At 37.8% G+C, this 294-nt stretch carries 1 protein-coding gene; it reads left to right on the top strand.

The features are described 5' to 3' along the window. Positions 1–230 (top strand): YkgJ family cysteine cluster protein (locus AAEY62_RS21710; protein ID WP_350636462.1); only part of this gene is annotated, 230 nt, incomplete at its 5' end. Between the last annotated feature and the right edge of the window lie 64 nt (positions 231–294).

The raw sequence follows: 294 nt of genomic DNA on the forward strand, positions 1-294 counted from the left end.
GTCGTAGAGTGAATGAGAGCGTGGAAACAACTTTTCTTGATCGCAGCGATGGGGTTTGTCGTTATTTTGATGAGCAAACACACCTTTGTACTATTTATAACAAACGCCCACTTGTTTGTCGCGTAGAGGATTATTATGAAACACGTCTATCTTCTGTGATTTCCTGGGATGCTTTTGTTGATCTTAATGTTGAAATTTGTAATGAACTGCAACGCTCAGAAAAGTCTTAGCCTATAGCCTACTGTAACTATGATTTAAAGCTTAACAGCGAGAAGGTTTTTAAAAATTGTCTTG

This window comes from Pseudoalteromonas sp. GW168-MNA-CIBAN-0100 (assembly GCF_040309225.1).
Taxonomy (GTDB): domain Bacteria; phylum Pseudomonadota; class Gammaproteobacteria; order Enterobacterales; family Alteromonadaceae; genus Pseudoalteromonas; species Pseudoalteromonas arctica.